Source organism: Arthrobacter sp. Helios, assembly GCF_023167125.1.
Taxonomy (GTDB): Bacteria; Actinomycetota; Actinomycetes; order Actinomycetales; family Micrococcaceae; genus Arthrobacter_B; species Arthrobacter_B luteolus.
Window position 1 is genome coordinate 786,917 of sequence record NZ_CP095402.1, and the last position, 26,702, is coordinate 813,618.

At 66.2% G+C, this 26,702-nt stretch carries 25 protein-coding genes; 19 read left to right on the forward strand and 6 right to left on the reverse strand.

Features of this window, described 5'->3' with window-relative positions; genetic code table 11:
• Window positions 1-21: 21 nt before the first annotated feature.
• The 5 genes from ArtHe_RS03410 to ArtHe_RS03430 all read left to right on the forward strand — a co-directional run bounded on the left by ArtHe_RS03410 (window position 22) and on the right by ArtHe_RS03430 (window position 3,659).
• Window positions 22-657, forward strand: a complete 636-nt coding sequence (locus tag ArtHe_RS03410; protein WP_248318783.1) for a MarR family transcriptional regulator — start codon at window positions 22-24, stop codon at window positions 655-657.
• 61 nt (window positions 658-718) lie between these two features.
• A complete protein-coding gene (locus tag ArtHe_RS03415) occupies window positions 719-1,189 on the forward strand; it encodes a hypothetical protein (RefSeq protein ID WP_248318784.1) in 471 nt (156 codons plus the stop codon).
• 20 nt (window positions 1,190-1,209) lie between these two features.
• Window positions 1,210-1,503: a YciI family protein gene (locus ArtHe_RS03420; RefSeq protein WP_066302621.1), complete on the forward strand. Its 294-nt coding sequence runs from the start codon at window positions 1,210-1,212 to the stop codon at window positions 1,501-1,503.
• 124 nt (window positions 1,504-1,627) lie between these two features.
• Complete coding sequence (ispG, locus tag ArtHe_RS03425; protein ID WP_066302623.1) at window positions 1,628-2,794, forward strand: flavodoxin-dependent (E)-4-hydroxy-3-methylbut-2-enyl-diphosphate synthase; 1,167 nt, start codon at window positions 1,628-1,630, stop codon at window positions 2,792-2,794.
• Window positions 2,769-3,659, forward strand: coding sequence for a GNAT family N-acetyltransferase (locus ArtHe_RS03430; protein ID WP_349238378.1), 891 nt, complete (start codon window positions 2,769-2,771; stop codon window positions 3,657-3,659). The genes ispG and ArtHe_RS03430 overlap by 26 nt, the downstream gene beginning before the upstream one ends.
• A 35-nt stretch (window positions 3,660-3,694) precedes the next feature.
• On the opposite strand, the gene ArtHe_RS03435 is transcribed toward ArtHe_RS03430, so the two are convergent.
• A complete protein-coding gene (locus ArtHe_RS03435; RefSeq protein ID WP_248318785.1) occupies window positions 3,695-4,978 on the reverse strand; it encodes an MFS transporter in 1,284 nt (427 codons plus the stop codon).
• 23 nt (window positions 4,979-5,001) lie between these two features.
• On the opposite strand from ArtHe_RS03435, the gene ArtHe_RS03440 reads away from it, so the two are divergent.
• The 3 genes from ArtHe_RS03440 to ArtHe_RS03450 all read left to right on the forward strand — a co-directional run bounded on the left by ArtHe_RS03440 (window position 5,002) and on the right by ArtHe_RS03450 (window position 8,413).
• Complete coding sequence (locus ArtHe_RS03440; RefSeq protein ID WP_248318786.1) at window positions 5,002-5,685, forward strand: FCD domain-containing protein; 684 nt, start codon at window positions 5,002-5,004, stop codon at window positions 5,683-5,685.
• Between the two features lie 121 nt (window positions 5,686-5,806).
• Entirely contained in the window at window positions 5,807-7,606 is a 1,800-nt protein-coding gene (locus ArtHe_RS03445) for a proline--tRNA ligase (RefSeq protein ID WP_248318787.1), read from the forward strand.
• 9 nt (window positions 7,607-7,615) lie between these two features.
• Window positions 7,616-8,413, forward strand: a complete 798-nt coding sequence (locus ArtHe_RS03450; RefSeq protein WP_248318788.1) for a TSUP family transporter — start codon at window positions 7,616-7,618, stop codon at window positions 8,411-8,413.
• A 33-nt stretch (window positions 8,414-8,446) separates the two neighbouring features.
• Here ArtHe_RS03450 and ArtHe_RS03455 read toward each other — a convergent pair whose 3' ends face one another.
• Both ArtHe_RS03455 and ArtHe_RS03460 read right to left on the reverse strand, forming a co-directional pair.
• Window positions 8,447-9,439 carry an aminoglycoside phosphotransferase family protein gene (locus ArtHe_RS03455; protein WP_248318789.1) on the reverse strand — a complete coding sequence of 331 codons (993 nt, stop codon included), beginning with the start codon at window positions 9,437-9,439 and terminating at the stop codon, window positions 8,447-8,449.
• A gap of 252 nt (window positions 9,440-9,691) precedes the next feature.
• Window positions 9,692-10,786: a DUF4439 domain-containing protein gene (locus tag ArtHe_RS03460; protein ID WP_248318790.1), complete on the reverse strand. Its 1,095-nt coding sequence runs from the start codon at window positions 10,784-10,786 to the stop codon at window positions 9,692-9,694.
• Window positions 10,787-10,872: 86 nt separating this feature from the next.
• On the opposite strand from ArtHe_RS03460, the gene rimP reads away from it, so the two are divergent.
• From rimP to rbfA, 5 genes are all read left to right on the forward strand, one after another.
• A complete protein-coding gene (rimP, locus tag ArtHe_RS03465; protein WP_066302638.1) occupies window positions 10,873-11,499 on the forward strand; it encodes a ribosome maturation factor RimP in 627 nt (208 codons plus the stop codon).
• The gene (gene nusA / locus ArtHe_RS03470) at window positions 11,500-12,471 is read left to right on the forward strand and encodes a transcription termination factor NusA (protein ID WP_191745893.1); all 972 of its coding nucleotides are present in this window, start codon (window positions 11,500-11,502) and stop codon (window positions 12,469-12,471) included.
• Window positions 12,472-12,660: 189 nt separating this feature from the next.
• Window positions 12,661-12,918 (forward strand): YlxR family protein, encoded by a 258-nt coding sequence (locus ArtHe_RS03475; protein ID WP_248319658.1) that lies wholly within the window; start codon window positions 12,661-12,663, stop codon window positions 12,916-12,918.
• A 146-nt stretch (window positions 12,919-13,064) separates the two neighbouring features.
• On the forward strand, window positions 13,065-15,977 hold the full coding sequence (gene infB / locus ArtHe_RS03480; RefSeq protein ID WP_248318791.1) for a translation initiation factor IF-2: 2,913 nt from the start codon (window positions 13,065-13,067) through the stop codon (window positions 15,975-15,977).
• A gap of 132 nt (window positions 15,978-16,109) precedes the next feature.
• Window positions 16,110-16,586 (forward strand): 30S ribosome-binding factor RbfA, encoded by a 477-nt coding sequence (gene rbfA, locus ArtHe_RS03485; protein ID WP_248318792.1) that lies wholly within the window; start codon window positions 16,110-16,112, stop codon window positions 16,584-16,586.
• 138 nt (window positions 16,587-16,724) lie between these two features.
• On the opposite strand, the gene ArtHe_RS03490 is transcribed toward rbfA, so the two are convergent.
• The 3 genes from ArtHe_RS03490 to ArtHe_RS03500 form a co-directional block, all read right to left on the reverse strand.
• Window positions 16,725-17,825, reverse strand: a complete 1,101-nt coding sequence (locus tag ArtHe_RS03490; protein WP_248318793.1) for a ScyD/ScyE family protein — start codon at window positions 17,823-17,825, stop codon at window positions 16,725-16,727.
• Window positions 17,826-18,090: 265 nt separating this feature from the next.
• Window positions 18,091-21,021, reverse strand: a complete 2,931-nt coding sequence (locus ArtHe_RS03495; RefSeq protein ID WP_248318794.1) for a glycoside hydrolase family 3 C-terminal domain-containing protein — start codon at window positions 21,019-21,021, stop codon at window positions 18,091-18,093.
• A gap of 282 nt (window positions 21,022-21,303) precedes the next feature.
• Complete coding sequence (locus ArtHe_RS03500; protein WP_248318795.1) at window positions 21,304-22,449, reverse strand: pyridoxal phosphate-dependent aminotransferase; 1,146 nt, start codon at window positions 22,447-22,449, stop codon at window positions 21,304-21,306.
• A gap of 147 nt (window positions 22,450-22,596) precedes the next feature.
• Here ArtHe_RS03500 and truB point away from each other — a divergent pair, with 147 nt between their 5' ends.
• From truB to rpsO, 6 genes are all read left to right on the forward strand, one after another.
• The gene (gene truB, locus ArtHe_RS03505; protein WP_248318796.1) at window positions 22,597-23,481 is read left to right on the forward strand and encodes a tRNA pseudouridine(55) synthase TruB; all 885 of its coding nucleotides are present in this window, start codon (window positions 22,597-22,599) and stop codon (window positions 23,479-23,481) included.
• On the forward strand, window positions 23,482-23,856 hold the full coding sequence (locus tag ArtHe_RS03510) for a hypothetical protein (RefSeq protein ID WP_066302822.1): 375 nt from the start codon (window positions 23,482-23,484) through the stop codon (window positions 23,854-23,856).
• On the forward strand, window positions 23,853-24,296 hold the full coding sequence (locus ArtHe_RS03515) for a hypothetical protein (RefSeq protein WP_248318797.1): 444 nt from the start codon (window positions 23,853-23,855) through the stop codon (window positions 24,294-24,296). The genes ArtHe_RS03510 and ArtHe_RS03515 overlap by 4 nt, the downstream gene beginning before the upstream one ends.
• 119 nt (window positions 24,297-24,415) lie before the next feature.
• Window positions 24,416-25,114 (forward strand): DUF4345 domain-containing protein, encoded by a 699-nt coding sequence (locus ArtHe_RS03520; RefSeq protein ID WP_248318798.1) that lies wholly within the window; start codon window positions 24,416-24,418, stop codon window positions 25,112-25,114.
• A 102-nt stretch (window positions 25,115-25,216) separates the two neighbouring features.
• A complete protein-coding gene (locus ArtHe_RS03525) occupies window positions 25,217-26,206 on the forward strand; it encodes a bifunctional riboflavin kinase/FAD synthetase (RefSeq protein ID WP_248318799.1) in 990 nt (329 codons plus the stop codon).
• A gap of 132 nt (window positions 26,207-26,338) precedes the next feature.
• Window positions 26,339-26,608, forward strand: coding sequence for a 30S ribosomal protein S15 (rpsO, locus tag ArtHe_RS03530; RefSeq protein ID WP_248318800.1), 270 nt, complete (start codon window positions 26,339-26,341; stop codon window positions 26,606-26,608).
• The last annotated feature ends 94 nt before the right edge of the window (window positions 26,609-26,702 follow it).

The window sequence follows — 26,702 nt, forward strand, 5'->3', positions numbered from 1 at the left end:
GCAAGCGAATATGGTTTCATCATGTTCGTTATGACGATTGACCAGAAGGACAGCCGTAATACCGCGGACCGTGTGCCCGAGCTCCTCCGGCATCTGCGCGGACTGGACCTTGACCTGCCGTTCGAACGGACGGTGGGGGATGAAGTGCAGGCTGCCGCGTCCTCGGCGGCGGTGGTGGTGGACGCCGCCCTGCAGGTCCTTCGTCTCGGGGGCTGGTCTGTCGGGATCGGCGCCGGAACCGTGGACCTGCCCCTCCCGGCGTCCTCCCGGGAGGCCGGGGGAGACGCGTTCATCGCGGCGCGCACCGCCGTCGAGCGGGCAAAGAAAACCGGAGACCGGCCGCCCCTCGCCGTCGCCGTGGCGGAGCCGGCCCCGGGCACCGGGCCAGCCGCTGCGGCCGCCGACGCCGAGGCGGTCCTGGTGCTGATCGCCCGGCTGGTCCGCGACCGGACGGAAGCCGAATGGCGCATCCTGGAACACGTCGAACCGCTCAAATGGGGAGCGCAGACAGCGGCAGCCCGTAAGCTCGGCATCAGCTCCCAGGCAGTCAGCAACGCCGTCCAGCGCGCCGGCTGGAACGAGGAATGGGCGGCCCGGCCCGCCGCGGCAGCCCTGCTGGAGCGGGTGGAACGGGTACTGGCCGGAGAAACGCCCTGAACCGTCTCCGGATCCGGTGAACCCGGTCCGGCCGGTCCTGACAGAAGAGGAAGGCAGCTGCATGGAAGTCTTATGGATTGTGCTGGGCCTGGTGGTTGCTGCCGCCGGCGGCTGGCCGGTGACAGCAGCCGTGCTCAAGGCCGCCCGTGCAGTGGAGGCGGCCCGTCCAGGCAGGGACCCCCGGCACGATCCCGCTGCCGACCAGGTGCATGAGCTGGCCGGTGATGTTGCGCAGGAACGGTATGCGCCGCTGCCGCCCCTGCCCGCGCGGCCGCCGGCGCCGGCGGGGCCGGTGATCCTGCGCGGCGGTCTGGTCATCGGCTTCCTGGAGCGCCTGGCCGTCGCCACCGCTGTCCTGGCTGATGAACCTGTCGCGATCGCCTACGTGGTCGCCATCAAGGGGCTGGGCCGGTACGCCGAGCTTAAGGAAACCCCCGCGGCGGCGGAGCGCTTCATCATCGGCACCCTGACCTCGATGCTGTGGGCCGTGGGAGTTGCGGTGGCGGTGCGGACGGCGCTGCTGCCGGGCTGAGATACCTTAGGGTGGATTCCATGAGTATCTTTGCCGTTGAATACGTGTACGACGCCGAATCCGCAGACCTGCGCGACCAGCACCGCCCCGCGCACCGTGAGTGGCTGGCCGCCCTGGTGGAGGACGGCCGGGTCCTGGCCAGCGGACCGTTCAGTGATGGTGCCGGCGCCCTGCTGATCCTCACGGCCGAAGATGAAGAAGACCTGAACAACCTGCTGAAGCAGGATCCCCTCGCCGTGGGCGGCGGAATTTCCGGGCTGAAGACCACGGAATGGAAGCCGGTTACCGGAGCCTTCGCTCACCTGGCGTCCTAAGCCCAGAGTGATATTCCCCCCTCGGTCAGCGCGGGCTGCGCGGCCGGGTGGATAATAGGAACGGTGCGCTAACTCCGCACTGTTCACAGACCACATATTTGCCCCCGGGCACATGGAGGAAGTTTTGACCTCGGTCAACCTTGGAATGCCAGCAGCACCGCCGCCCGTCCTCGCTCCGAGGCGGAAGACCCGCCAGATCAAGGTGGGCTCCGTCGGCGTCGGGTCGGACTTCCCGATCAGTGTCCAGTCGATGACCACCACGCCGACCACCGACATCAACGCGACGCTGCAGCAGATCGCCGAGCTGACGGCGTCGGGCTGCGACATTGTCCGCGTCGCGTGCCCCAGCGCCGACGATGCTGCGGCGCTTCCGATCATCGCCAAGAAGTCTCAGATCCCGGTGATCGCAGACATCCACTTCCAGCCGAAGTATGTGTATGCCGCGATCGACGCCGGCTGTGCCGCCGTGCGGGTGAATCCCGGAAACATCCGCAAGTTCGATGACCAGGTCAAGCAGATCGCCAACGAGGCCAAGGCCGCCGGCGTCTCGATCCGCATCGGCGTCAACGCCGGTTCGCTCGACCCGCGCCTGATGGCGAAATACGGCAAGGCCACACCGGAAGCCCTGGTGGAGTCCGCCGTCTGGGAAGCCTCCTTGTTCGAAGAGCATGACTTCCACGACTTCAAAATCTCCGTGAAGCACAATGACCCGGTGGTGATGGTCCGCGCCTACGAGCTGCTGGCCGAACGCGGCGACTGGCCCCTGCACCTGGGCGTCACCGAAGCCGGCCCCGCCTTCCAGGGGACGATCAAGTCCGCCACCGCCTTCGGGGCGCTGCTGTCCAAGGGCATCGGCGATACGATCCGGGTTTCGCTCTCCGCTCCGCCGGTGGAGGAAATCAAGGTTGGCAACCAGATCCTGCAGTCGCTGAACCTGCGCCCGCGGAAACTGGAAATTGTCTCCTGCCCCTCCTGCGGCCGTGCCCAGGTGGACGTTTATACCCTGGCCGAGCAGGTCACCGCCGGGCTCGAAGGCATGGAGGTTCCGCTGCGCGTCGCCGTGATGGGCTGCGTCGTGAACGGACCCGGAGAAGCACGCGAAGCCGATCTGGGTGTAGCCTCCGGTAACGGCAAGGGTCAGATTTTTGTCAAGGGCGAAGTCATCAAGACTGTTCCCGAAGACCAGATCGTGGAAACCCTTATCGAAGAAGCGATGAGGATCGCAGAGGATATGGGGGAGGCCGATGGCGAAAATGCTGGCACGGGTGGCCCCATGGTTACAGTCGGCTAAAGCAGGCACGGAAATCCGCAGCGGACACCCGTCGGGCACGCTGCGGGTTCTGGGGGCCGCAGATACTGCGGCGCTGACCGGCCTCGCGGCCGCTGACCCGGTGGCGAACACCTTCCTGCTCTCCCATCTGGAAATCACGGGCACAGCCGCACCTACCTCGGCAGGTGGGCAGGTGCTTGGCGTCTTCGACGGCGAACACCTGACGGCCGCCTGCTGGGCCGGCGTCAACGTGGTGCCCACGGGCGTCACCGCGGAAACCGGTCCGGAAATCGGTGCGTACCTGGCCCGGACCGGGCGCAGGTTCTCCTCCCTGTTTGGTCCCGCCGAAGCCGTCCTCTCCCTGTGGTCCGAGCTCCGGCATGCCTCGCCGCGTCCGTTCGATATCCGCAGCGACCAGCCCCTGCTGGAAATCACCGGTCCCTCCGCTGTGCCGCCGGCCCCCGGCCTGCGCAAATCCCGCCCGGAGGACCTCGACCTCCTGCTGCCGGCCTGCACCGCCATGTTCGAAGAAGAAGTCGGTTACTCTCCGGTGTCCGGCGGGAGCCGGCATTACCGCCAGCGCGTGCTTTCCCTCATCAAAAACGGCCATTCCCTCGTGGAATTCGATGCCGCCGGCCAGGTAATTTTCAAGGCTGAACTGGGTACTGTCTCTTCCAGTGCTGTCCAGGTGCAGGGCGTGTGGATGAACCCGGCCTACCGGGGCCGCGGCCTGAGCGCTGCGTACATGTCCGCAGTGGTGGAGTTCGCCCAGGAACTGGCACCTGTCACGAGCCTCTACGTGAACCATTACAACGCTCCGGCCCGGGCCACGTACGAGAGTGTGGGGTTCACCCAGGTCGGTACGTTCGCAACGATCCTGTTCTGAGGTTCGGCCGAAGGGCTGAGTCCGGGCCGAAGATCCTAGGAGCTCCGGACTTCCTTTGGTTCAGTTTTCTTTGGTTCAGGCAGCGTGCGGTCGGCCTGAACTGCTCCCTCAATCGTTCCGGGACGCCCTGCCATGTAACCCGCGAAGATCTGGACCACCAGCAGAGCAGTCATGAAGCCGATCGACGCCCGCCAGCCGCCGGTGAGCTCATGCAGAACGCCCACCACCAACGGGCCGGGAATCGAAATCAGGTATCCGACGCTCTGCGTAAAGGCCGAAAGCTTGATCACGCCGACGCTGCTTCGTGATTTCAGCCCGATCATGGTCAGGGCCAGGGAGAAGGTGCAGGAGGAGATTCCCAGCAGCGCCGCCCACACGAAAGAGCCCTTGGCCGGGGAAATCCACAGTCCGATATGGCCAAGCAGGCCGCAGAAGCCGAGCACCAGGACTATTGGTCCCTGATGGGGCCGGCGTGCTGCGAGGTTGGGAATAACAAAGGCCAGCGGGATCGAAACGCCCATAACGATCGCCAGGAGCAGGCCTGCTGCGGCTTCGCTGAGGCCATTGTCACTGAATATCTTGGCGAGCCAGCCCATGCAGATGTAGGCAGCACTGGCCTGCAGGCCAAAGAACACCGCCAGCCACCACGAGGTCGAACTCCGCCACGGATTGACCCGGACTGGTGTGTGGACCGGTTTCTGTACGGGGGTTGCCGTCCGGCCGGCGGGCCTCAGCCTGCGCACGCCGACATACACGGCGGCCCAGACCCCAACGGCCACCAGTGCGGGAACAGCCCAGACCCCGAGTCCCAGCCGCCAGTTGCCCCCGAAGGCGTCGTTGACCGGAACCGCGACCGCGGCAACAACGGCCGTCCCGAGGGACAACGTCGTTGTATAGAGTCCGGTGACCCTGCCGATCCGGTCGGGGAACCAGTGTTTGACCAGCACCGGCATCAGCACGTTGCCCACGGCTATGCCGCTCAGTGCCACAGCGCTGAAGAACAGGAACACCGGAGTGCTTTGCGCTGCCGCACGCAGGAGCAGCCCCAGCCCGATTGCCGTCATTGCACCGAGCACAATGACCTCCGGGCCGCGTTTCAGGGCCAGCTTAGGTGCCAGGGAGCCGAAAAGGGCAAAACACGCGGCAGGGGCCGCCGTCAGCAGGCCCGCGATCAGACCGCTCAGCCGCAGGTCTGCGATAACGCTGTCAAGTAAGGGCCCCAGCGAAGAAATAGCCGGCCTCAGGTTCACTGCGGCCAGCAGGATCCCCGTCAAAAGGACGGCCGGAAACCAGGGGGCAGGGCTAGAATTCTTGCGCATTCAACTGATCATATAATGATGGGATGAATCGTTCGTCAGATCCCGCCGGCCTGCTGCCGCAGCCCCGGCGTGAGTCCTTGGTGGAACAGGTTATTGAGCAGTTCCGCAGCCGGATCACGCGGGGCGACTGGCCGGTGGGGCTGCGCATCCCCACCGAACAGGCCCTGGTTGAACAGCTCGGCGTTGCCCGGAACACGGTGCGGGAAGCCGTGCGCGCGTTGGCGAACAACGGATTGCTGGATATTCGCCAGGGTTCCGGTACCTACGTCATCGCCACCAGCGAACTGGCGGGAGTGATGCAGCGGCGGTTTGCGCAGGATTCAACGGAAGACGTCACCGAACTGCTGCGTGAGCTCGCAGCCAGCGGTGCCCGGCTCGCTGCGCAGCGCCGCACCGACGCCGACCTGGAGCGGCTCGAAGTGCTGCTGGAGCAGCGCGACCGGGCCTGGGACTATGGCGGCCTGGAAAACTATCTGGAAGCTGATGCGCAATTCCACCGGGCGATTGTCGCTGCCAGCCACAACGCCTCGCTCATCAGTTTGTACGCGGATCTCGACGAGGTTTGGCGCAGTATCCTGCGCCGGCGCATAGGCGCAATGCAGCCCGGAACCCGCCGCCCGCACGAGGCCATCGTGCAGGCAATCCGCGGCCACGACGGGGCGGCTGCCGATTTCCACGCCCGCTCCGACCTCATGGGCGATTCGTAGCCGCCCCTTCCGGCGCCCGCCACACGCAAAGCCTGTCCGGGAACCCAGGAGCAAGCGGCTAGATTAGTAGGGAGAACTTCTTCCTTAGCGTGCAGCACTGCTGCAGAAACGGATTCCCAGCGTGGTCCTTCGACTTTCCACTCTTTTCCTGCGCACCCTGCGCGAAGACCCGGCCGATGCCGACGTCGCCAGCCACCGCCTGCTGGTCCGGGCCGGCTACATCCGCCGCGCTGCCCCGGGCATCTACTCGTGGCTCCCGCTCGGCCTGCGCGTGCTGGGCAAGGTTGAGACCATCATCCGCGAAGAAATGGCCTCGATCGGCGCCCAGGAAGTCCACTTCCCGGCGCTGCTGCCGCGCGAACCGTACGAAGCCTCCAACCGCTGGACCGAATACGGCGAGAACCTCTTCCGCCTGCAGGACCGCAAGGGCGCGGACTACCTGCTTGCCCCGACCCACGAGGAAATGTTCACCCTCCTGGTCAAGGACCTCTACAGCTCCTACAAGGACCTGCCGGTCTCCCTGTTCCAGATCCAGAACAAGTACCGTGACGAAGCCCGTCCGCGTGCCGGCCTGCTCCGCGGCCGCGAGTTCATCATGAAGGACTCCTACTCCTTCGACATTGACGACGAAGGCCTGGAGGCCAGCTACCAGGCACACCGCGGCGCCTACCTGCGCATCTTCGAGCGCCTGGGGCTCGACGTCGTTGTGGTCTCCGCTGTCTCCGGTGCCATGGGCGGCTCCAAGAGCGAGGAATTCCTGCACCCGACCCCGGTCGGCGAGGACACCTTCGTCCGCTCCGCCGGCGGCTACGCAGCCAACGTCGAAGCCGTCACCACGGTCGCACCGGCACCCATCGACTACTCCGCGGCGCCCGCAGCGATGGTCGTGGACACCCCGGACACCCCCACCATCGACACCCTGGTCGCGGACGTCAACGCCCGCTTCCCGAAGGGCGACGGCGCTTGGACCGCGGCGGACACGCTCAAGAACGTGGTGCTGGCGGTATCGCTGCCCACCGGTGAACGGCAGATCGTCGTCGTCGGCGTTCCGGGTGACCGTGCCGTGGACCTCAAGCGCATCGAAGCGAATATCGGCTCCCACGTCGGGATGTCCGGTGAACTGGGCATTGAAGCTGCCACCGAGGAGGACCTCAAGAAGCACCCCGGCCTGGTCAAGGGCTACATCGGCCCGGGCCTGAGCCTGGACGGAGCCGTCCTCGGCACCGAATCCGCAACTGGCCTGCTGTACCTGGTGGACCCGCGCGTTGTTTCCGGCACCAGCTGGGTCACCGGTGCCAATGCGCCGGGCAAGCACGTGATCGGCCTGGTCGCCGGCCGCGACTTCGGCTGGGACGGCGTCATCGAAGCCGTTGAGGTCCGCGAAGGCGATGAAGCTCCGGACGGTTCCGGCCCCCTGGAAGCCGCCCGCGGCATCGAAATGGGCCATATCTTCCAGCTCGGCCGCAAGTACGCCGAGGCCCTGGGCCTGAAGGTCCTGGACAAAAACGGCAAGCTCGCGACCGTCACCATGGGCTCCTACGGCGTGGGTGTCACCCGCGCCGTGGCAGCGCTGGCCGAATCAAACCGCGACGACAAGGGCATCATCTGGCCGCGCTCGGTCGCACCGGCAGACGTGCATGTTGTTGCCACCGGCCGCGGCGAGGAGATCTTCGAAGCGGCAGCCACGCTCTCCGAGGAACTCGAAGCCGCCGGACTGGAGGTCATCTACGATGACCGGCCGAAGGTTTCCCCGGGCGTGAAGTTCGGCGATGCCGAGCTGATCGGTGTGCCCACCATCCTGGTGGTTGGCCGCGGACTGGCGGACGGCGTCGTTGAAATCAAGGACCGCGCCACCGGCGTGGCCGAGAACGTGCCGGTTGCCGAGGCCGTGGAGTACGTGCTCCGCGCTGCCCGGGCCTAAGCAGCACAGTTGGTCTCCGGGCTCGAGGAGATAACGCTCGCCACCATCCTTTTGATCGTGGTGGCTGGCCTGGCGGCCGGATGGGTCGACGCCGTCGTAGGCGGCGGCGGCCTGCTCCAGCTGCCGGCTCTTCTCCTCGTGCCCGGAATCGCCCCCGTCGAAGCCCTCGCCACCAACAAGATGGGCTCGGTCTTCGGAACCACCACGAGTGCCGTCACCTATTACCGCCGTGCCCACCCGGATCTGAAAACAGCCCTGCCGATGGCCGGCGTCGCACTGGCGGGCAGTTTCGGGGGAGCGATCCTGGCGGCGTCCCTGCCGGCGTCGGTGTTCAAACCCATCATCGTGGTGGCGCTGATCGCCGTAGCCATCTTCACTGCCACCAAGCCCACCGTCGGTGAGCTGACCAAACTCCGGTACACCGGCAACCGGCACTACGTCACGGCCGGAGCGATCGGCGGCGTTATCGGTTTCTACGACGGACTGATCGGACCCGGCACCGGATCCTTCCTGATCATCGCGATGGTGACGCTGCTCGGCTACAACTTCCTGGCCGCCAGCGCCAAGGCCAAAATCGTCAATATGGCCACGAACATCGGTGCCCTGGCGTTTTTCCTGCCGCACGGCTCCCTGCTGTGGGGCATCGGCCTGATCCTGGGCATCGCCAATATGACCGGCGGCTACATCGGGGCACGGATGGCCGTGAAGCAGGGCAGCAAATTCATCCGGATCGTGTTCCTGGTGGTGGTTGGTGCGCTGATCATCAAGCTCGGGACGGACGTCTGGATGGAGAACTTCCAGGGCTAGCGTCCGCACCGCCGGCACGGCCGTTACGGCCGCCTAAGCCGCCGGCAGATCGCCCACCGACGGCAGCCCCGGATGATCACGCCCGGCCAGCGCGGCGGCAACCCACACCGAACGCTGGGCGTCTCCGGACAGGCCGTCCCGAAGGTACTCCAGGGCGTTCTCCACTTCGCGCAGGATGCTCCACTCCCGCGCTGCCTGGGGATCAAGGCCGGCAGCGGTGCACAAGGCCGAGAGCCGGTCCTGCAGGGCCTGCTGCGGTGCCGCCCGGTCCAGGTCCTCCAGCCGGTTCCACAGCATCGGCGCGACGGCGTACTCCGCTTCCCCGAACACCGCCTGCGGATCGATGGCGGCGTATTCTCCGGAACCGTCAATCCGGCGGAGGATATTGCCGTAGTGCAGGTCCGCGTGGACCAGGACATCCCGGCCGGACCGGCGTCCCACCGCACCCCGTGTCTGGCAGACCTCCAACGCGGCTTCCAGCAGCCAGCGCTCAAAGGGACGGCCCAATGCCTCCCACTCCGCCGGGAGTTCGTCGGAGAACTGTTCGGCCCGCTCAGCAACGGAGGGAACCGCGGCCCACTGTGGCTCGTCGCCGCCCTGCAGTCCCAAGCGGCGGACCAGTCCGCCCCAGATCTGAACTGCCTCTTCCATTGGGATATCCAGCAGGGTGCTCCCAGGGTCCAGCCGTTCCAGCAGCAGGGCAGTTCCGGAGGCGTTCCGTTCGAGCAGGCGCACTGCCCCGTTGCCGTCCCAAAGCTCCAGTGCCGCCGGCTCCGTCACGGCCTCAGGATGGGGATACGGGAACTTCAGTACTGCCGGGGTATCCCCGGCAGCGGCGACGACAGGCAGCACCAGAGCACCATACCCATGCCACGCGGCGGTCCCGGCAGCGGCATCAGGGTGCATCCGGAAATGCTGAAGGCTCTCCTGGACCAGGGCCGGCAATCCATCCAGCCACTCACGGCCGCCCCTCGTCCGCAGATAGCGCTGGCGCAGCGCTTCGGGTACGACGACGGCGGGAGCCATGGATTCCTCCTGGATGGTCTGGGATGGGATGCCCGGGACTCCAGCGCCGCTGGGGATTGGGTGGGGGAGCCGCCAACCGGGCGGGTTCAGCAAGCCGGTCCAGCGGTTCGGTCCGCCGGGCACCTGACCAGCCTAAAGGGGGTTGAAGCGGTCCAGCCACCCCAGCCGGCCTGGATTTCACGCCAAACGTCCCGGCAGCCTTAGCTGGCCTCCTCAGCCAACCGGGTCAGCCCGCCGGCCCAGCGGTCAGTCTCAGCCATCCACCCACGGCAGTGCTGCCGGTTCAGCATCAAGGCCGGGGGAGGCGGGTAGCGTCCCTGCGCCGGCGTAAACCAGGCGGGAGGCCTCCACGAGCCGATCGATTGCCCACGAACGCACTGCTCCGTCGCTGGAGCCCACCAGATCGGCGTAGACGTCAGGCAAGGCAGCCTCCATGCCCGCCAGGGACCGGGCAGGATCAGCGAAGAATCCTGCCGACAGGGAATAGGCCGGAACCGGGCTTACCTTCGGCAGGCACAGGGCGGGCAGGAGCTCGACTCCGCTGCGGCCGGCCTCCAGATGCGCGGTACGGCGCTCGGCCAGCGCTTCACCCAGCACCGTTGCCGTTCCGCTGCTTTGCGCCTGGGCCACTTCATACGCGTAAACGGCCCCGTACTCGGCGTCCAGTGCGGACTGCAGGGCTTCGGCAGCGCCGGGCCGGTCGCGCAGCTCCGTCCGGGCCGAGGCATCGCCGCTGGTGGTGCAGCGGACGGTGGTTTCCTCATCAAGAACCGGTGTCCACTGTGACTCACCGGCGGTCTCCACCGGCACGCCCAGCACATCTCCGGCACGCTCGGCCAGCAGCAGCTGAGCGGTTCCAACCGAGGCCAGGAGGCGCGCAGTGCCGTAGTCGGCCCGGCCGGCGGCTTCCAGATTGGCCCGCGCCGCGCTCTCCATCGCCACCGGGTAGGCACCCTCCACGCTGCCGGGTGACTGCAGGGCGGCCGCATGGGCGGCGGCCCCGCCTGGACTGGTCAAGAGCAGTGCCTGGTCCTTCAGCGTCTGGGCCTGGCGCTGCAGCTCACCGGCGGAAGCGCCGGTTCCGGAGGCGGCCAGGGCATCAGCCTCCGCTGCGAGGATCCGGACAGTGGCGAACGCCTCATTCAGGGCTTTTTCCGAGAATGTCCGCGGCCGGTCCGCCTCGGCACGGGTGCCCAGTGTGAGCCCAAAGCTGGCGATCACGCAGGCCAGGACACCAAGGGTCAGCGTACGCCGCAGGACGCCGGCTGCAGCAGCGGCCCGGGAAGGGCGCGGGGCAGGGGACGTCGGAGGAAAGGGGCGCGTGTTCACAACACTCGATGATGTCACGAACCCGCTTCGCTCGCGGCCGTGACCCGGGCGCCCGGGAAAGTCGGTAGGCTAGGAGATACAACATCATCTAGTGGGAGGCAATAATGGCGGTTCGGCCCAGCCCCAAAAAAGACACTTCGTCGGACTACCGCAAGAACGCCCAGCGCGCCGAGACCGCGGCAGAGACGCAGCGGCTGAAGGACTATCTTGCCCCCACCGTAGCCGGGGAAGGCCTCTTCCTGGAGGACATCGAAATCAGGATTGCCGGCGTCCACCGCACGGTCCACGTCACGGTGGACCTTCCTGAAACCGAAACCGGCGGCGTCAGCCTGGACCGGATCGCGGACATTTCACGTGTTCTTTCGGACGCGATGGACGAGGATCCGCACGACGACGGCCGCCCATACAGCCTGGAGGTTTCCTCCCCGGGAGTGTCGCGGCCGCTGACCGAGCCCCGGCACTGGCGGAGGAACATCGGCCGGATGGTCCTGGTGACCCCGGTGTCAGGTGATGCGGTGACCGGGCGCCTGCTGGAGGCGGACGCCGAGGGAATCACGCTGGTTCCCGAACTGCCCGTGAAAAAGGGCATGAAGCCCAAACAAGGCGAGAAAACCCGCCTGCCCTTTGACGGTATCGCCAAGGGCCGCGTGGAAGTTGAATTCGCCCATCTTGAGGACGACCCGGCAGGCGAAGACGCCAACGGATTTGAAAGCACAGCCGAGGAGGCCTAAATGGATATTGATATGAGTGCGCTGCGGCTGCTTGAGGCGGAACGGGAAATCCCGTTGGACCTGCTGATCCCCACGATCGAACAGGCACTGCTGGTTGCTTACCACAAAACCACCGGATCGCAGGACAAAGCCCGCGCCGAACTGGACCGCAAGAGCGGCCACGTCACGATCTGGGCCACTGAGCTCGACGACGACGGCGAGGCCGTCGGAGAGTTCGATGACACACCTGCCGGCTTCGGCCGCATTGCCGCGAGCACGGCCCGGCAGATTATCCTCCAGCGCCTGCGCGACGTGGAGGATGACAACATCCTGGGCGAGTTCAAGGGCCGTGAAGGCGAACTGGTCTCCGGCCAGATCCAGCAGGGCAACAACCCGCACATGATCCAGGTAAACCTGGGCTCCGTCGAAGCGCTGCTCCCGCCGACCGAACAGGTCCCGGGGGAGAAGTACCTGCACGGTTCCCGCCTGCGTGCGTTCGTCGTCGACGTCCGCCGCGGCTTCAAGGGGCCGTCCATCACGCTGTCCCGGTCCCACCCGGGACTGGTGCGCAAGCTCTTCGAACTGGAGGTCCCCGAGATCGCCGATGGCTCCGTGGAGATCGTGGCGCTGGCCCGCGAAGCCGGTCACCGGACCAAGATCGCGGTCAAGGCACACACCCCCGGCATCAACGCCAAGGGCGCCTGCATTGGCGAAATGGGCTCCCGCGTCCGCGCCGTGATGACCGAGCTGCATGATGAAAAGATCGACATCGTGGACTTCAGCGAGGACCCGGCGACGTTCATCGCCAACGCCCTCTCGCCGTCGCGCGTCAACTCCGTCACCATCACCGATGAGGACGCCCGCTCCGCCCGTGTAGTGGTGCCTGACTACCAGCTGTCCCTGGCAATCGGCAAGGAAGGGCAGAATGCCCGCCTCGCCGCGAAGCTGACCGGCTGGCGGATCGACATCGTTTCCGACGCGAAGTCTGCCTAAGTTCCTCTTCCGGGAGGCCGGATGAGGGCAAGAGAAAAGAAAAGCGGTAGAATGTTCATGGCCGGGTCACCGTCCGCCTTCCAGCAACCGCAGGAGCCCGTGGAATCGGTGCGGCCTGCGGCAGGCAGCAGTCACGTTCCGCAACGGACATGCATTGGCTGCAGGAAGAAGGATGACCAGGCTGCTCTGATGCGGCTGGCGCTGGATTCGAGGGATGGCATAACTGCCGTCCTGGTCGATGAAAACCGCCGCATGTCTGGCCGGGGTGCCTGGTTGCACCCCGAGGCAGCATGCCTCGCAACCGCTGTAAAACGCCGGGCTTTCGGCCGCGCCTTCCGGGCGCAGGTTGATTCCTCGGCAGTGGAACAGTGGTTCGAAGCTCAAGAGGCGGGTCCCAGCCGGGGACGCCTCGAAACCGTCCAACCTGAAAGCGGGTCTGAAATCTGATGGAAACCCGATGAGTACCCAGCGATGAGTACCCGACGATGAGTACTTTGTTGTGCTCTGTGATGGGCAACCCTGCACCTGCAGTGGAAGCCCGCAGTAAATAGACGGTTCGTGCCTGGCTCGGTGCGGACTGAGACAGGAGAAATGTGGCCAAGGTCCGCGTACACGAGCTCGCCAAAGAGCTCGGCATCACTTCGAAGGATGCAGTTGCAAAACTGCAGGAACTGGGCGAATTCGTCCGTTCGGCATCCTCGACAATCGAAGCACCCGTAGTCAAGAAACTTCGCGGGGCATTCCCCGACGCAGCGGGTAAGCCCGCAGCCGGCGACTCCGGTGCCGGGAAATCCGCACCGCGTCCGGCAGCACCCGCTCCGGCAGCCCCGGCAGCTGAAAAGCCCGCCGCGGAAGCTGCCCCGGCAGCAAACAAGCCCGCAGCGCCCGCTCCGGCAGCTCCGGCTCCGGCAGCGCCGGCTGCTCCGGCACCGGCAGCACCTGCTCCGGCCGCCCCTGCAGCCGAAAAGCCCGCCACGGAGGCTGCTCCGGCAGCCAGCAAGCCGGCTGCACCGGCACCCAAGTCCGAGGAAAAGCCTGCTGCCCCGGCGGCTCCGGCTGAATCCTCCGCACCCCGTCCGGGTGCACCGCGGCCCGGAGCTTCCGGCCCGCGCCCCGGCAACAACCCCTTCGCAACCTCACAGGGCATGCCGCGTCCCCGCGGACGCGGCGAGGGTGAGCGCGGCCAGGGCGGTCCCCGTCCCGGCAACAACCCGTTCGCCCCGTCCCAGGGCATGCCCCGGCCCGGCCAGCGCCGTGACGAGACCGAGCGGACCGGCACGCCCGGCGCCGCAGGCCCCCGTCCGGCAGCCGGTGCAGGCGGTCCCCGTCCGGGCGCTCCGCGTCCGGGTGCACCGCGCCCCGGTGCTCCCCGTACCGGAGCACCCCGCCCCGGCGGAACCTCCGGCCCCCGGCCCACACCGGGCATGATGCCCAACCGCACTGAGCGGCCCGCAGCCCCGGCACGTCCGGGCGCAGGCGGTCCCCGCCGCGGTCCCGGCGGCGCTCCCGGCGCCGGCGGCGGTGCTCCCGTTGGCGGCGGCTTCGGCAAGGGCGGCCGCGGACGCGGCGGCACAGCCGGTGCTTTCGGCAAGGGCGGCGCAGGACGCGGCAAGCAGCGCAAGTCGAAGCGGGCGAAGCGGCAGGAACTGGAGCAGATGTCAGCTCCGTCGCTGGGCGGCGTTTCGGTACCCCGCGGCGACGGCAACACTGTTGTCCGCCTCCGGCGCGGCGCGTCCATCACGGACTTCGCCGACAAGATCGAGGCAAACCCGGCAGCACTGGTCACCGTGCTGTTCCACCTCGGCGAAATGGCAACAGCCACGCAGTCGCTGGATGAAGAAACGTTCGGCGTTCTCGGTGAGGAACTGGGTTACAAGATCCAGGTCGTCTCGCCGGAAGACGAAGAGCGCGAACTGCTCAGCAGCTTCGACATCGACTTCGAGGCTGAGCTGGAAGCCGAAGGCGACGACGAACTCGAGGCACGTCCTCCGGTAGTCACCGTCATGGGCCACGTTGACCACGGTAAGACCCGCCTGCTCGACGCCATCCGCAACACCAAGGTTGTTGAAGGCGAAGCCGGCGGTATTACCCAGCACATCGGTGCCTACCAGATCGAGTTCGAGCACGAGGGCACCGAGCGTGCCATCACGTTCATTGACACCCCGGGCCACGAGGCGTTCACCGCCATGCGTGCCCGTGGCGCCAAGGTCACCGACATTGCGGTGCTGGTTGTCGCAGCGGACGACGGCGTGATGCCGCAGACCGTTGAAGCGCTCAACCACGCACAGGCAGCGAACGTGCCGATTGTGGTCGCCGTGAACAAGATCGATAAGGAAAGCGCCAACCCGGACAAGGTCCGCGGCCAGCTGACCGAATACGGACTGGTTCCGGAAGAGTACGGCGGCGACACCATGTTCGTCGAGGTCTCTGCCCGCCAGCACCTGAACATCGATGCGCTGCTCGAGGCTGTCCTGCTCACCGCGGACGCAGCCCTGGACATGCGCGCCAACCCGGACAAGGACGCTCGCGGCATCGCGATCGAAGCCAACCTGGACAAGGGCCGCGGCGCCGTCGCGACCGTCCTGGTGCAGTCCGGAACGCTGAAGGTCGGCGACACGATCGTGGCGGGAACGGCCCACGGCCGCGTCCGTGCCATGTTCGACGAGAACGGGGACAACCTGACCGAAGCCGGGCCGTCGCGTCCGGTCCAGGTCCTGGGCCTGTCCAACGTCCCGCGTGCCGGCGACACCTTCTTCGTGACCGACGACGAGCGCACCGCCCGCCAGATCGCTGAGAAGCGTGAAGCTGCGGACCGCAACGCCGCCCTGGCCAAGCGCCGCAAGCGCATCAGCCTGGAGGACTTCGACCAGGCTGTGGCCGATGGCAAGGTTGACACCCTCAACCTCATCCTCAAGGGTGACGTGTCCGGTGCCGTGGAAGCCCTGGAAGACTCCCTGCTCAAGATCGACGTCGGGGACGGCGTGCAGCTGCGCGTTATCCACCGCGGCGTTGGTGCCATCACGCAGAACGACGTCAACCTGGCGACCGTGGACAACGCGATCATCATCGGCTTCAACGTCAAGCCTGCCGAGCGTGTGGCCGACCTGGCCGAGCGCGAAGGCGTGGACATGCGCTTCTACTCCGTCATCTACGCAGCAATTGATGACATTGAGCTGGCCCTCAAGGGCATGCTCAAGCCGGAGTACGAGGAAGTGCAGCTCGGCACCGCCGAGGTCCGCGAAGTCTTCCGTTCCTCCAAGTTCGGCAACATTGCCGGCTCGATCGTGCGCTCCGGTGTCATCCGCCGAAACGCCAAGGCACGGGTCACCCGCGACGGCAAGGTCATCGGTGACAACCTCACCGTTGACTCGCTCAAGCGGTTCAAGGACGACGCCACCGAGGTCCGGACGGACTTCGAGTGTGGCATCGGCCTGGGCTCGTTCAACGACGTCAAGGAAGGTGACATCATCGAGACCTTCGAGATGCGCGAGAAGCCGCGGGTCTAATTCCCGGCTGGGGCTGCCGGTTTTCCGGCAGCCCCGCACCGGCTGCTTTAGCAGCCACCATCGCATGACGGCGCCGCCGGCCAGTCCGGCGGCCGCCGCAGCGAAACCCCAGACTTTATTGAAGGAGAGGCAATGGCAGATCCAGCACGCGCTGCGAAACTTGCTGACCGTATCAAGGTAGTGGTTGCCCAGGCACTCGAGCGCCGGATCAAGGATCCGCGGCTGGGGTTTGTGACTATCACCGACGCCCGCGTCACGAATGACCTGCAGCATGCCACCGTCTACTACACCGTCTTTGGCGATGAGGCGCAGCAGGCCGACACCAAGGCAGCCCTGGAGTCCGCACGCGGAATCCTGCGCTCGGAGGTCGGGAAGAACATCACGGTCCGGCTGACGCCCACCCTGGAATTCGTCGCAGACGAAATCCCGGTCAACGCGAGCCACCTGGAAGAACTCATCCGGGAAGCCAAGAAGCGTGACGAGGAGCTGGCGGCACTGAAGCAGGGTGCTGCCTACGCCGGAGACGCTGACCCCTACCGCAGGGACGAAGAAGACGACGAAGAGGACCTGCAGGACGCTCCGGCTGAAGACTCGGACGCCCGCAGCTAGTCCCGCGGCCGGCGCCCACAGCCGGCTGGTTGCATCAAAAGGAGCGGCACCATTGATATGGTGCCGCTCCTTTTGTGTTGCTGGCGGCGGGCCGGGTGTCAGTCAGTCACCCCGTCAGTGGGCCAGTCCGTTAGTCCGCTAATCACTGTTTGGTTCGGCAGGTTCACCGCCGGGCAGTGCCAGCCCGTGCGGGTCCCCGCCGCTGGTGAGCTGGATCCGGATGACCTTTCCGTCGAAGACCGGTGGCGGGGCGTTCGGATCAACCGGCACACCCGGTTCGGGTATACCGCCCGGCGGGAGGGCATCAACACTGGCGTACAGGGCGGAGCCGCGGAGCTCCACGTCTGCCGGGCCGGTGACCTCGTACCAGGGCTGGGGTGTGGCCGTTCCCCGCGGGATGACTGAAATCCGGTTCGCGAACAGCTCTGCGACGAAGATGTCTCCGCGGCTGCTGACCGCAATGCCCGTCGGACTCACAAGTCCCGATGCCACCAGGTCCACCGATCCGCTGCGCGGATTGACCCGGTAGACGGAGCCGGCACCCCCGCCCGGGCCGCCCGGGAGCGACGTGACGTACAGCTGGCCGTCACGTCCCATGGCCATGTCAGTGGGCACGGGTTCCGAATAGTAGTCATGGCCCACCGTGCAGGCAGGCAGCTGGAGCTGATCGGCGGTTTCCTGGGTAATGGTGACCGGCACCGGCGGCAGCACGGCCACGGTGGAGGTCTGCCCGCTGCGCTCCGAAACCCGCAGAATGGCATTGGCGCCGGCGTCGGCTACCAGGATGCTGCCCCGGACCCGCATGGTGTCGTAGGGGTGGGAGTCCATCATCCCCGTGTAATTGGCAGGGATTTCGGGAGGAATCTGGCTGAGGCACGCTGCATCCAGGTCCCGGAATCCGTACGTGTTGACCTGATCCGGGTTGGCGCTCCGTTCATAAACTGCCAGGTCGGTGATGGTCCGGATGGTGCCGCGGCGGTCCACGGAACGCAGCAGCGCGACGTTGTTCTCCGGCATCCCGAGGCCTTCGCCCGTTGTCAGTGAGTAGTACGTGGTGCCGCCAACCCGGGACACGGAGTCTGAGATGTAGCCGGGAATTCCCGGGTCCAGGGTAGTGAGCGTGCCGTCCTGGCCAATGCGGTTCACACTGCCGGCAAAGGTCTGGGCGACGTCGACGGACCGGTAGCTTCCCAGGGCAATCCGCAGCGGAGTGACCAGCCCGGTTGCCAGCGTGGTCACCTCTCCTGCCACCGGCAGCGGTTTGGGGTGGTGCCGGTTATGGGCAGCCGCCGGCGGTGCACCGGCAAGCCCTGCTAACAGGGCCCCTGCTGCCGCGAGTGGCAACAGGGATGATGCTCGTTTTTTCATGATGTTCTCCTGGTGGGGTGAGTTGGTGAGTGGGTGAGTGGGGCCGCTGCGCGGCCGTCACGTGTGGTGCCGGGGGCGGGGGAGCGGTAACCGGGGGAGCAGTCCGCGTCCCCCGCCCTCGGGGATTGGGCCGCGGTCAGCGGCGCGGGCGGATCCGCAGATCAGCGGTCAGCGGAGTGTCCTCGGAGTTGGGACCGACGTACACGGGCACCGTTCCCGTGGGGGTGACCCAGCGGTCGGTGTTCACATCCCAGTAGGAGAAGGACTCAATATCCAAGGGGATCCGTACCCGGGTGCTTTCGCCCGGCGCGAGATCCACTTTGGTCCACCCGGCGAGGGACTTCGGCGCCATCTGGACGGGTGCGTTGGGGTTGGCGCCGGCGTAGGCCTGCACAACTTCGCTGCCTGCCGTATCGCCGGTGTTCGTGATGCGCACGGACGCCTGCAGGGGTTTGTTCCTGCAGGACCTGCCCTTGTCCCAGCCGTGATGGTGGCCCTTGCCTTTGCCCCATCCGCGGTTGCTTCCGTGCAGCGGGGTTCCAACGCCGGCGTCGCCGGAAGCCGTAGCCTCTGCGTCCGCTCCCGGCGTTTCGGCCTCGCCCTCAAGCGCATCGAACTTTCCGTTCTTCCCACCGGTGCTGTAGATCCTGCAGGTGATGCGCAGGTCCGAGTAGTCGAAGCTGGTGTAGGAAAGCCCGTAGCCGAATGGATACGCCGGTTCGATGCCGAACTGCTGGTAGCCGCGGTAGCCGACGAAGATCCCTTCGGTATATTCGGCATTGAGCCCATCCACGCCCGGGTACTGCGCCGGGGTGCTGACCGGGGTCTCGTCCGCATTGACGGGCAGGGTAATCGGCAGTTTTCCAGAGGGATTAACATCCCCGAACAGCACACTGGCGATGGCAGTTCCCTGGTTCTGCCCGGGGTACCAGCCATGGATGACGCCGCCAACGGCGTCCTGCCAATCAACCACCTCGACCACACCGCCCACCGTCAGCACCACCACGGTGTTCGGGTTGGCAGCACCGACGGCGCGGATCAGGTCCGCCTGCCAGTTCGGCAGCTCGAGGGTGCTGAGGTCTCCACCCTCGGTGGAGTAGTCCCGGACCAGGACGACGGCGGCATCGGACTCCGCTGCCTGCGCGGCTGCGTTGGCGGCCTGCGGCAAAACGACGCCTTCCGGCGGGACCCACGCGAGTTTGAGCTGCGACTGGACCTGGTTCCAGGTGGAGCTGGTGTCGTAGATGTAGGTCAGTTCGATGGAATGGGTGGAGCCGGCGGTGAAGTCCAGCGGAACAGAGACGGTCTGGTTCTGCTGGGACGGCGTCGGCGTGAAGAAGTCGGCCACGTTGACCACTTCGGTTCCGTCAACGGTCAGGGTTGTCTTTCCGTTGGTGACGACCTGCAGTTCGTACGTTCCCGTGACGGGTGCCGTGAGGGTGGCGCTCCACCGTGCCGACATGTTGGTGTTCAGATCCTGGGGGATGTCCGGGAAATGCGGTGAATTGGCGTTCAGAGCCGTGAAGCTGTAGAAACCGGTGTTGAGGCCAACGTACGGTTCGACCCGGTCCAGATAGGGGGTACCGGAGAAGTCCTGGTTCAGGAAATACTCGGCCGAGAGGCCGGTTCCTGCGGCACCGCCGGCTGGTGTCATGAACGATGACGGAATGGGTGCTGCGCCGGGGAGCAGGGCCGCCGAGGTAACCGGGTCAGTGCCCGGAACGTAGCTAACCTCAGTCCCGGTGCCTGCCAGCCTGGCCTGGATGCCCGCCAGCGGCGACGTTTCCGACGTGGGATTCATGATGTGGGAGCTGCCGCCGCCCTGGACCACTTCGTCGGCGTCCGTGCCGATCACCGCAAGGGAACCGAGGTCCTCCGCCAGCGGCAGCACGTCGTCGTTCTTCAGCAGGACCATGCCCTGGGCTGCCGCTTCGGCGGACTGCGTGTTGTGCAGCGCTTCGTCGATGGGCAGCTGGTCGAGCGTCCGGTCGAAAAGCCCCAGCCCGATCATTGGCCTGAGGATCCGCGTCACGGCGTCGTTGATCCGGTCAATCGACACCGTCCCGGCGTTCACTGCATCGATCAGCGGCTGGCAGAACAGGCAGTCGCCCACCTGTCCCGGTGTGTAATTGCCCGGCTGGTCCTGGTCGAGGCCGGCATTGATGTCAAGGGTCTCGTGGGCAGCGTTGTAGTCACTCATCACGAAGCCCTGGAAACCGTACTGTTCCTTCAGGATCTGGTTGATCAGGAAATCGTTGCCGCAGGAGTACTCCCCGTTGACCTTGTTGAACCCGCACATCACGGATCCGGGATGCGTCCCGTTGATGATCTCGGCGAAGGGACGGTTGTAGATTTCCTGCAGGGTGCGGTCATCCACCACCATGTTGGCGTCCTGCAGCCGGTTGTATTCCTGGGTGTAGACTGCCCAGTCCTGGATATTCCCAAGCAGCCCGCCGTACTCCTGGATGGTGCCGTTCCAGGCATTGCCCATCGCGGACATCAGCAGCGGATCCTCGCCGAAGGACTCGAAGTTGCGGCCGTTCTGCGGTACCCGGGCAATGTTGACCGAGGGCGAGAGCACCGTGTTCATGCCCGTCCGGAACGCCTCGTCGGCGGTGACCCCGGCATGCAGATCTGCCACCTCCGCGTCCCAGGAGGCGGCCGCACTGATCGCCGAAGGCAGCAGGGTGGAGCGTCCGCCGTTGAATTCAGTTGAGCCCAGCCGGACGCCGTTGCGGCCGTCAGTCATGGTCAGAGCAGGAATGCCCAGCCGTTCGATCGGGGCGTTGTAGAAGCCGTAGTCGTTGTTGAGCTCTCCGTGGAGCATGTCCACTTTTTCATCGAGCGTCATCTGGCCCAGGAGGGCGGCGGCACGTGCCGTTGCCGACTGGTCGGTGTCCCAGTAGGAGACCGGGGGCTGGGGCTGATTGCTGCCGCGGTGGGCGTTGGCCGTAGTTGGAGCCACGAGTGCGAGCGCACAGACGACGGCCGCCAGGGTGCGGGCAGCACGCCTCCGCCGCTTGGATGGATGCGTACTTCGGGGGACCGCGGCACGGCCGCTGCGCATGCTTCCGTGCTGTACGAGGCCGCGGCGGACCGTCTGAAATACTGCTGGCTTTTTTCCCACGAGTGTCTCCTTCGCATTGGGCCTGCTCAATGCGAGACTCGTTCCGGCGCGGAACCCCAAACCGTTTCCCCAGCCGAAAAACAGTCCACAGACTAGGTACACGGATGTGACCTGTAAACGCGAAGTTGAGTGGAACCTGTGCTGCAGCCGTGAAATTCCTGAAAAGGTTCGGCTTTGGAGCGGGGGGCTGCGGTGCATACACCGCGCCGCTAGCCTGTCCCGCTAAGCGGCGGCAGGAAGTCGGCTGAGCCCTTCCACCAGGTCCTCCCGCCGGCCGCACAGGGCGATCCGGACCCAGCCTTCCCCAATTGATCCGAAGGCGGTCCCGGGCGCCAGGGCCACTTGGGATTCCGCGAGGAACCGCCGGGTCCACTGGCGGATATCGCCGCCGGAAACGGAGGACAGGTCAGCCCACAGATAAAAGGCGCCCTGCGCGGCCAGGAACGGCAGGCCCTTGTCCGCCAGCACCGCGGATGCCGCATCCCGGTTGGCGCGGTAATGCGCGGCGGCCGTCTCCACGTACTCCTGCGGTCCGGTGAGCGCCGCCAGGGCTGCATACTGCGACGGTGAAGCCACACAGGAAACGATCGACTCCATCACCGTGCTCATGCGTGCCTCCAGCCCCGGCGGCGTGACCAGGGCCCCGATCCGCAGACCGGTCAGGCCGTAGGTCTTGGAAAGCGTGTAGGACGCCAGCACCAGCTCCCCGCCGCCGTCGAACTCCAGCGGGCTCACATGGGGCACGTCGTAGGTAAATGCCTCATAACATTCGTCGGAGAGGATCCACAGCCCCCGCCGCCGGGCCAGCTCCACCAGCTCCCGGGTCAATTCCGCGCTGAAGACGGATCCCAGGGGGTTGGAGGGGGAGTTCAGCAGCAGGACCCTGGTCCGGGCGGTGATCCTCGATTCGATCTCGGAAAGCCGAGGCTGGAAACCGTCTGCCGGGTGGAGGGGATACTCCACCGGCACCGCGTGCAGCAGCCGGGCCGTCATGGCGAAGGTGGGATAGCCCGGATTCGGTACCAGGATTTCGTCCCCGGCATCCAGCAGGAGGCTCATGGCCAGGTGCAGGCCCTGCTGGGCGCCCGCGGTGACGAACACCCGGGAAGGGTCAACCGTGCTGCCGGAGATCCGGGAGACCCGGTCGGCAAACGCAGCGCGCAGGGGAGCGATGCCCGCGTTCGGTGTGTACCCCGTCTCGTCCCGGGCCAGTGCTGCCTCCCCCGCCTCGAGGATATGGGCGGGGGTTGGGAACCCCGGCTCGCCGATACTGAGGACAACGGCATTGGGGACGGCCCATGCGGCCTGGGTGATTTCGCGGATCTGGTTAGGGTCGACGGTACGCACGTGAGCGGCAAGCTGTGGCATACCCGAATGCTACCGGCGGGGTGCCCGGTGCCGGCGGAGGCGCTGCGGGACGGCGCCCGCACCCGGGCCCGCGGCGCGGGGGGCACCTCACCGGTGGATATACTGAAAGGCGTGAATTCCGGGCAGGTCCGTTCAGGACTGATAATTGTGGACAAACCGCAGGGCTGGACCAGCCACGATGTGGTCGGCCGTCTGCGCAGGCTGGCTGGCACCCGGAAAGTCGGCCACGCCGGTACCCTGGACCCCATGGCCACGGGTGTCCTGGTGGTCGGCATCAACAAAGCCACCCGGCTGCTGACCTACATTGTGGGCACCTCCAAGACCTATGACGCCACGATCCGGCTGGGGCAGTCCACCATCACTGACGACGCCGAAGGCGAAGTCACCTCGGAAACCATCGCCGCTGCGGTCACGGATGAAGAGATCATGGCCGCGGTCGCGGCCCTTACCGGCGACATCCTCCAGGTTCCCAGCAGCGTCAGTGCCATCAAGGTTGCGGGCGAACGCTCCTATGCCCGGGTCCGGGCCGGCGGGGAAGTAAACCTGCCCGCCCGGCCGGTCACCGTTTCGCGCTTCGAGGTCCACGGCATCCGCCGGGAACACGGCGGCAAACTGCGCGACGTCGATGTGACAGTTGAGTGCTCCTCCGGAACCTACATCCGGGCACTGGCCCGCGACCTGGGGTCCGCCCTCGGCGTGGGCGGGCACCTGACCGCCCTGCGGCGCACCTCGGTGGGCCCCTACTCGGTGGAGCAGGCCTCCACCCTGGAGCAGCTGGCCGGGGACCTCGCCCTGCTGGAGCTCAACGATGCGGCCCGGGCGCTCTTCCCGGTGCGTGAACTCAGCGCCGAAGAGGCAGACAACATTTCCCACGGCCGCCGGATCAGTGCCACCGGCACCGCCGACGCAGACGGTGAACCCGTTCCCGTTGCCGCCTTCGCACCCGACGGCGAGCTCATCGGGCTGCTGGCCGACAAAGCAGACACTGCCCGGGCGCTGCTGGTCTTCGCGCCCGGAAACGAAAGGGCCTAAGTGGTCGTCGACCCCCTGTACATCGTTGGCACGATCGTTTGCCTGGTCTCCACCGTGCTCTGCGTCGGAGCCGCGGTCCGGAAATACGGACCGAATGACCTGACCATTCTCTCGGTTGCGGCCGTTGAACTGTTTCTCCTGGTCTACGCGGTGGCTGCGCTCATCCGCCAGAGCGGCGGAGAGACCCTCAACGGTCCCGCCTGGGAGTTCTGGGGCTATCTGCTGACCGCCGTCGTTATTCCCATCGGCGCCGTCTGGTGGTCCCTGATGGACCGCTCCCGGTGGAGCAACCTGGTTCTCGGCGCCGTCGGAATCACCGTATTTGTCATGTTGTTCCGGATGGAACAGATTTGGGACGGAGTGCCGCTGGCATGAGGAAACTGATCAAGCCGAAACCAGCCGGAGACGCTTCAGCTCCCGCTGCACGCAACGCCGGCCCCGGCCGGCTGCTGGTGGCGGTCTACGGCGTTTTTGCCCTGGCCGCGTCGGCACGGGCCGCCTTCCAGATCGCGACCAAGTTCGAGGAAGCACCGCTGGCCTATGTGCTCTCGGCTTTCGCCGCCGTCGTCTACATCGTGGCGACGGTGTCCCTGGCCCGTTCCGGCCGGACCTCCTACACGGTCTCCGTGGCCGCCGTCAGCATCGAGCTGGCAGGGGTGCTCGCGGTCGGCCTCTTTGGACTGCTGGACCCCGCGGCCCTGCCCGAAGACACCGTGTGGTCAAACTTCGGCCAGGGCTACGGTTTTGTTCCGCTGCTGCTGCCGCTGATCGGGCTGTGGTGGCTCTACCGGCACCGGAACCGCCAACACGCCTAGTCACGGGGCCGGGTTCTGGACGCGTCCGCACCGTGAGACGATGTGAAAACCGTGCCATGAAAGAACGGCGCGGTTGATCAGCACGGTGCCGGAACCGCAATCCCATCAGGGGGCAGACCATGACCATCCCATCGCCTGGACCGGCGGACAGGGCCCGCGACGCAGAGGCCGGAAGGCAGGCACCTGCCGCCGGCCCGGCCCCGGACGCAGCCCGGAGTCCGGTGCCGCTTCCGGGTGCGGGAGCTGACGGCAACGGACACGCACCGCACAGCGACAGCAAGGGCAAAGCCGCCCGCCGCGGACGCAGCAGCAGTGCAGCGGCACAACAGTCAGGCGGCGCGGCCGGAGCAAAGCCCTGGAAGAGCACCGACGACTGGGGAGTGTTCCGGACGGTGGTAGTCGCCGTGGGCGTCCTGATTGCCGGAATCGGTGTTTATTACCTGGTGACGGGGACAGCGGGTGTCGCGCAGACCAGCGGGGGAGCGGTCAACGCTTCCCTGGAGAGCCAATTCCGCTTCTTCTCCGCCATGATGGTGGGGGTCGGAGCCGCCTTCGTGGCTATCGCGGTCAAGTTCCAGTGGGCGAACATGCTCTGGCTGGTCTGTCTGATGGTCTTCCTGGGCGGAATCGGCCGCGTACTGTCCTGGGCTTTTTCCGGGACGCCGCACTTCACGCTGATCATCCTCATGATCCTGGAGCTGGCCTTCCCTCCGGCCCTGCTGGTGTGGCACCGCTTCATTCTGAAAACCAGCGAGCTGCGGCGGGAATTCCACCACGGCAGCTCCAGCACGGACGGCTCTGCAGGAAACGGTGCGTAATGACTTTTTGTTTCCGCCATAATGGATGAAGCTTTCCGCTCACGGCAGGTGCTGTGGCGCGGGCATATTCATGGATGGACTTTCCGCTGGTAAGGAGCTCGGGTGTATTACTGGAATGACCTTGCGGAGGTGCCGTCCGACATTGGTCCGACAGTAGTCACAATCGGCAATTTCGACGGCGTGCACCTTGGCCACCAGCATGTGCTGTCCCGCCTCGTGAAAGCCGCGCGGGAGCACGACGCCGCGGCGGTCGCCGTGTCCTTCGACCCGCATCCGGCAGCTGTGCACCGGCCGGACAACGCTCCGGTGATGATCATGGGACCGGCGGACCGGACCGAGGCCCTCGCCGGGACCGGCCTCGACGGGCTGCTGATGGTGCACTATGACCTGGAACTGGCTTCCCTGACCGCTGAAGAATTTGTCCGGAAGTACCTCACCGACGGCCTTCATGCAGTTGCCGTGGTCCTGGGTCACGACGCCAGGTTCGGGCGCGGCAACTCCGGCGACCTCGACACCATGCGCGAACTCGGAGCCGAACTTGGCTTCGAGGTGATCGCAGTGGATGACTTTGACGCTCTTCCCCAGGGGCCGGAGGACAGCCGCGGACGCCGTTGCTCCTCCACCTGGATCCGTGAGGCACTGGCCGCCGGTGATGTACGCACCGCCGCCAGGCTGCTCGGGCGCACGCACCGCATGCGCGGCGTTGTGGTCCATGGAGCGGCGCGCGGACGCGAACTGGGTTTCCCGACGGCGAATCTGGCGCCGGAGTCAACGGGACTGATTCCGGCCGACGGCGTTTATGCCGGCTGGCTCGTGGGTGCCGACGGCACGCGCTGGCCCGCCGCCATCTCCGTGGGGTCCAATCCAACCTTCATCGGTGTGAGCCGGCAGGTTGAAGCCCATGTGATCGACCGTCCGGCGGAGGCCGTTGAGGACTTCGACCTCTACGGCCAGTGCGTTGGGGTGGAATTCGTTGAACGCCTGCGGGGTATGGTCGCCTACACCGGACCCGAGGCGCTGATTGAGCAGATGCGCCTGGACGTGGCCCGGACAAGGGATGTCCTTTCGACAGAAGGCCCTGTTGCCGGGTAAACTGGGGGGAAATTCGGCTGCGGTCCGTGGCGGCTGAATTTCTTTGTGCCCGGCATGGTTCGCCTCCCTGGCACAGGGTTCCCGGCAGCGAAGTGCTGATTCGGGCCTCACGGCACAACTCTAGGAGTTACAGTGGCACTCGATCCCGCCGTCAAGCAGGCGATCATCAAGGAATACGCTCTCGCAGAAGGTGACACCGGATCCCCCGAGGTCCAGGTTGCCGTTCTTTCCCGTCGTATTTCGGACCTGACCGAGCACCTGAAGACCCACAAGCACGATCACCACACCCGCCGCGGCCTGATGGCCCTGGTTGGTCGTCGTCGCCGCATGCTGGGTTACCTGCGCGAGACCGACATCACTCGCTACCGTGCGCTCATCGAGCGTCTCGGCCTGCGTCGATAGTTCTGTTTTGAGGGCGGCACCTGTGTACACGCAGGGCCGCCCTTGGCAGAGCACAGCAGTACCGGCAGACATGGACACCGGATTGAACCGGAAG